Here is a 5,839-nt window from a genome sequence, read left to right as displayed (position 1 = left end):
TGCAGGTTTAGAAGCTTCTGCTAACGAAAAATCTTTTGCGGCTAAAATCTCTGGGATTGACAAATTGGCTGAAACTGCCAAAGCCACGAGTAAATACACCAACGTGCAAATAAAGAGCGAAATCATAATGGCGCGCCCTACATTCTTATTAGGGTTTACAATCTCACCACCGCTGTTTGTAATAGTTGTAAAGCCTTTATAAGCCAGAATGGTAAAAGCCAAAGCTGCTATATAACTGGTTGCCGTATAGTCACCAGAAACAGAGGAAGGTAAGGCTTCAGCAAATGAGAAGCCTGCTGCCCACAGACCCCCAATGGCGAATATAGCAAGACCTCCTATTTTGATAACTGCCATCATCAAGGAAGACCGGCCAATTACCTTATTACCAGAAATATTGATTAAAAAGGCAACTACCAACAATAAAACGCCCAAAATAGGCACCCAAATACTATTTTTCTGCACATCAAAAAGTTGTAAGGTATATGCTCCAAATGTCCGGGCAACCAAGCTTTGACCAATCACCATTGAAAATGCCATTAAAAGTGATCCCGCAGCAGTGATCGTACCTGGTCCATAGGCTTTTTTGAGATACATGGCGATACCACCTGCTGATGGGTAAGCATTGGACAACTTTATGTAGGTATAAGCACTGAAATAAGAGATGACGGCTCCTACCAAAAAAGCTAAGGGAAACAAAGTCCCTGAAAGATCCGCCACCTGACCAAGTAAAGCAAATATACCGGCACCTATCATCACTCCCGTGCCTAGCGCCACTGCTCCGGTTAAACTTAGGCTATTCTTTTTGTAGTTATTCATATCTGTCATTGAGCCGATTTAGATATCAATAGTTATCGTAATATTTCATAGTAAAGTAAGCTCCATTGTCCTCAGTGAATTTCTGACGTTGCAATACAAAATTTTCAGTCAGGTATTCTTCCACGACATAGATTATCGTTTTAATACGGATTCCCATTATGTATGCTTCAATAACAGCTTCACTACTTATTTTTATCGATTGGTCCTCTACCTCCTTTTTCCTGTTTTTTATGGTGACCAGGCTTTTAGATCCGAAAAAACTTAACATCCCGGATTCAACACTCATCTTCAATTGAATATCTATTAATGCTACTCCTTTACCCAATTCATACAGTCGCTGAAAATCTTCTGAAGTGACATCCACTCTTATCTTTTCGTCATTAGGATCAGTAAAGGGAAATACATTTAACAACACCTCAAACTCATTGCGTTTACACTGATAGGTGGTCGTGTACTTTTCTGTAAGCTGGCTGCTTGCGTCATAAAGCTCGGTTATTACCTTTATCAGATAATTTTTGCCCTCCTGCTCTAACTCTCCTGTAAAAAACACCTGCTTACCTAACAGGCCACCATTTTGATCAAAGTTTTCACGAACTATTCTTTTATTTGCTATTTGCTCGATGAACATTTCTTTCTCCTGTCCAAACAATATTACAGGGGAAAGTTGTAGAAATGCAATTAAGGTGAGCAAAACACTACGCATGATTTTTCATTAGTTTGTGAATATTTTTTGCCAGAATATCTGAAAGATCTATTTGGTTACTTTCATGCGGTATGGTGTTGCATGTTACGACCTGGCGCACCCCTGCATTTTTTAGGTCAACATAGGCTGAGCCTGCAAATACGGCATGGACTCCAACACAAACCGGTGGACGCATGCCTGCTGTTTTTAAATGACCTACTGTCTCTATCATTGTTCTGGCCGTAGAAATGATATCATCCACAAGTACAGGAGTGTGATCTTTGTATTTTGTTACATCTGGGACGGACACTTCAACATCCCGGTCACCATGTCTTACCTTCTCTAACACTGTAAAAGGTGCGTCGGCTTCTTTTGCTACCTGAGAAACCCACTGCTCACTTTCGCTATCTGGTCCAATCAAAACAGGGTTTTCAATATTGGAGCTGATCCATTTTGAAATATGGGATGCAGCATGAATCAGTTTATTAGGTATACTGTAAATTTCACTCAAAGCACTTCTACGGTGCAGGTGGGGATCAACGGTGGTCAATGTATCGGCAAAGCCTGATATCAATTGAGCAAAATAAGTAGATGTAACTCCTTCTCCCGGATTGAACTGTTTATCCTGACGCATATAGGCTAAATAAGGCGCTACAAGACACGTACATGAAGCACCGAGCTCTTTGGCCGTCTTACTAAAAAAATACAAGGATAGTAATTTTGCATCCGGCATGTATAAGGTACAGACCATCACTACACATTTATCTTTAACATCCGAATGTATCTGAATATAGCTTTCTCCATCTGGGAATTTCCGGATGGTAGCTTCTCCTTTTTCAGCCTTGAGATTTTTGGCTATTTTATCTGTAAGGCTTTCGTTGCCCGGCAAAGCAAAAACTATCATATCCATAATATCATGATTCTTTGATTTTAATAATTTCCTTTTGGGTGTTTAGGTAAGAAAGAGCGTACTCAAGCTCCCCCTTTGACTCTGCGTGAATTTCAAATATAATGTCATTCTTTTTAACAGCACTACCTAAAGAGATATAGAGTAGAACTCCGGCGGTCTTAACACTCGGTGCTCCTGCTAGCTTGGCAACTTTAGCCAGTCTGCGGTTATCAATTTCAAAAACCCTCCCTTTCTGATTGGAATAAACAGGATGTTTAAGAGTAGCAATTCCGGGCTCCTTAAAATGCCCTTGTGCCTTACATATTGCCAGAAATTTGTCGTAAGCAGTTCCGTTTCTTATTATTTTCAAGGCTTTAAATTCCCCAGTGCCTACCACGGCCATACCGGCCATTTCCAATAATTCGCCAGCTAGGATTACAGCTCTTTCCCTAAGATCAGCTGGAGCATTCTTCTCATTCCTCAATACGGCCAAAACATCTTTGGCCTCAAGTGAAGGGCCGATACCTCGTCCTACGGGCTGAAAACCATCAGACAACACAATTTCTATATTCAGCCCTATGGCTTTACCTACTGCAATCATTTTTTCTGATAAATGCTCAGCAGCTAACTGAGAACGAACTTTGGCAGTAGGCCCAACGGGAATATCAATGACTACATCGGTAGAACCAGCTGCTGCCTTTTTAGAAAGCACAGAAGCGATCATCTGCCCTTCGCTATCAATATCTAATGCTTTTTCTACACGGATAAGTATATCATCAGCTGGACTAAGCTGTACTGATCCGCCCCAGGCCAGGCAACCACCTTCCTGCTTTACCACTTTTTTCATTTGCGCTATGGTAAGGTTTACATTGGTCATCACTTCCATGGTATCTGCCGTACCTGCTGGTGATGTTATGGCCCTGGATGAGGTTTTAGGGATAATGAGTCCCGCAGCCGCTACGATGGCGACTACTATTGGCGTTGTTCTATTACCAGGAAGCCCTCCAATGCAATGTTTGTCATATATATTCAATTCATCCCATTCCAATTTGTATCCAATATTGATCATTGATTTTGTGAGCGCAATTACTTCCTCTTTATCAAGCGAATCACCAGTACAGGAGGCAAGGAATGCTGAAAGTTGAAGGTTTGAAAGGTTCCGATTGACAATGTCTTTTACAATTGTATCAAACTCTCCCAGATTCAACCGGTGTCCATAAATTTTCTTTCGAACATAACTCATAGAACTCATAGCATCTAAATGACTCAGCCTAAGCAGTTCACCTTCTTTAGCTTCCAGGGCATCAATGGCTGCTTCTGAAAGGCCCAATTGATCATGTTTTAAATGGGTTTCCTCGTCCCAAACGATGAGAGAGGCCACAATGGTTTTATTTCCTTTAGCAACTATTATACGGTTTAAAGCTTCAAACCCTTCCGATATACATACTGGACAATCCTTTCGCATAAATACCATATACTCATTGCGAGCATCAATACCTATTCTTACCAATTTCAATAGGTTAGGTGAAATATCTTTTGCTACCATCACAATTCTACCGTTTGATTAAGTTGAGGAATGGCTGCTCGCCATCCTTTATTATCTTCCAGGGCTTTTGAAAATGCCTCTGCCTGCTCTGTTTCCCCGTGAATAATGAACACTTTTTCGGGCTGTTCTTTAATTTCAGAGAGCCAATCAATCAGATCATTTTGATCACCGTGGGCACTAAGCCCCTCAATCTGCTCAATGTGCATTTTGAACGGCAGCCATTTACCATACACTTTGATTTCTTTTGCACCTTCCAACAACTTTCTTCCCCTGGTTCCTTCTGCCTGATAACCAACAAAAAGCAGGGTATCGTTACTATTATCTGACCTTGTTTCCATGTAGTTCAATATTCGTCCGCCCGTCATCATACCACTTCCCGCAATGACGATCTTAGATTTATTGTCGGCCCGCAGTGCCAGGGTTTCCCGGTAATTACTCACTACCTGAAAGTGGGCACACATCTCATCGCATTCATTGGGTTTTAGTTTGTGCCAATCCCTGGACATATGAAACAGTTGGAGTACATTAGCACCCATAGGGCTATCCATGATCATTGGTAGGTTAGGAATTCTTTTTTCTTTTAATAGCCTCCACAGCATGAGCATCATTAGTTGGGTGCGTTCGACCGCAAAGCTCGGGATGAAAAGACTTCCACCTCGAGCTATCGTTTCATTGACAACCCGCTCCAAATCAGGAATAATAGTCTCTTCTTCTGGATGAACCCTTCCTCCATAGGTGGATTCAATAAGCAATACATCCGCTTTTTCAGGCTTTTTTGGCGTATACAAAAGCAAATCCTTTTTTCTACCAAGATCCCCGGAAAAAACCACACGTTTGCCGCTGCTCTCAACTTCTATAAAAGTGGATCCAATGATGTGGCCATTGTATTGCCACCTTACCTTAAAATCCTCTTCAATTAAATGCCAGTTACCTTCAGAAACAGGATTGAATAGCGGAATGGTATTTTCTACGTCTTTTAAGTCATAAAAAGCTTCTGCCGGACTATGCTTACTATACCCTTCTTTATTTGCCCTTGCTGCCTCTTCTTCCTGGATTTTTGCGCTGTCTTTAAGAATAATTTCAGCAATTTTTAAAGTAGGCATACTACCATATATTTTGCCTTTAAAACCAAGTTTAACTAATCGAGCTAAATACCCTGTATGGTCAAGATGCCCGTGAGTAAGTAGAACAGCACCAATAGATTGTGGATCATATTCAGGTGGTTCCCAATTGAGTAAACGCAATTCCTTTAATCCTTGGAACATACCACAATCCACCATCAGCTTTTTATCTCCGTTATCAAGTAAATATTTGGAGCCCGTAACCGTACCAGCTGCGCCTAAAAATTTTATGCTTATTTTTCCTTTCATGGGTAAAGTCTAATTTTTATCTTCCTATGGAATTCACATGGGTTATAAAATATCAAAGGTCTGGGTTTATTAATCTTGCCTGTCTTAGGTACTAAATACAAATCATTTATGGAGTGAAGTATTTCTTGAACAAATCTCCTTCCCTTCTTTAATGATCTTTTTGACCCGGGTCTGAGAAATTCCTATTTCTTCAAGCAATTGGGGTTTCTCACATAGTTCCTTACAAAGCACAATCATCTTATCAATCAGTTTTTGCTTCTCAGCCTTTGTGAGACTTGTAAGGCAAGTAACAGGGTGCAAACCATATAAATTGATCCTATCATTTAAACTTTCGTTTTTGGGATAATCCCAGCTTATAAGTACCAAACCAGAACATTCACCATACTGAATGGCATCTTTAGTAAATCGAGTATTGGTTACTACCCAGCCCTGATGAAACTTTTTTGAATGCTCTGTACGTTTCTCCCATTGCTTTTTCACATCCTCAAACCGAGATTTGATATAGAGTGGTATTTTCACGTTGCATTTGTAACCCT

5 protein-coding genes and 1 pseudogene are annotated in these 5,839 nt (G+C 40.6%); all 6 read right to left on the bottom strand.

The window, feature by feature from the left end; translation table 11 throughout:
* The coding region (locus AAC037_RS18420) for an APC family permease (protein ID WP_339904641.1) at positions 1–816 on the bottom strand (816 nt) is incomplete at its 3' end.
* A gap of 25 nt (positions 817–841) precedes the next feature.
* Positions 842–1,519, bottom strand: coding sequence for a hypothetical protein (locus AAC037_RS18415; RefSeq protein WP_339904637.1), 678 nt, complete (start codon positions 1,517–1,519; stop codon positions 842–844).
* A complete protein-coding gene (locus AAC037_RS18410; RefSeq protein ID WP_339904635.1) occupies positions 1,512–2,408 on the bottom strand; it encodes a ribose-phosphate pyrophosphokinase in 897 nt (298 codons plus the stop codon). Before AAC037_RS18410 ends, AAC037_RS18415 begins: the two co-directional genes overlap by 8 nt.
* 4 nt (positions 2,409–2,412) lie before the next feature.
* Positions 2,413–3,933, bottom strand: coding sequence for a thymidine phosphorylase family protein (locus tag AAC037_RS18405; RefSeq protein ID WP_339904639.1), 1,521 nt, complete (start codon positions 3,931–3,933; stop codon positions 2,413–2,415).
* Positions 3,933–5,303, bottom strand: a complete 1,371-nt coding sequence (locus tag AAC037_RS18400) for an MBL fold metallo-hydrolase (protein ID WP_339904633.1) — start codon at positions 5,301–5,303, stop codon at positions 3,933–3,935. The genes AAC037_RS18405 and AAC037_RS18400 overlap by 1 nt, the downstream gene beginning before the upstream one ends.
* Positions 5,304–5,405: 102 nt before the next feature.
* A pseudogene (locus tag AAC037_RS18395) lies at positions 5,406–5,839 on the bottom strand (ATPase); the annotation flags it as partial.

This window comes from uncultured Cyclobacterium sp. (assembly GCF_963976465.1).
GTDB lineage: Bacteria > Bacteroidota > Bacteroidia > Cytophagales > Cyclobacteriaceae > Cyclobacterium.
The sequence above is the reverse complement of the archived record's forward strand: the minus strand, read 5'-3'. Positions and strand labels throughout refer to the sequence as shown.

Coding starts and splice junctions, on each gene's coding strand:
- AAC037_RS18405 (WP_339904639.1), bottom strand. CDS start 3,933: ATGGTAGCAAAAGATATTTCACCTAACCTATTGAAATTGGTAAGAATA.
- AAC037_RS18410 (WP_339904635.1), bottom strand. CDS start 2,408: ATGGATATGATAGTTTTTGCTTTGCCGGGCAACGAAAGCCTTACAGAT.
- AAC037_RS18400 (WP_339904633.1), bottom strand. CDS start 5,303: ATGAAAGGAAAAATAAGCATAAAATTTTTAGGCGCAGCTGGTACGGTT.
- AAC037_RS18415 (WP_339904637.1), bottom strand. CDS start 1,519: ATGCGTAGTGTTTTGCTCACCTTAATTGCATTTCTACAACTTTCCCCT.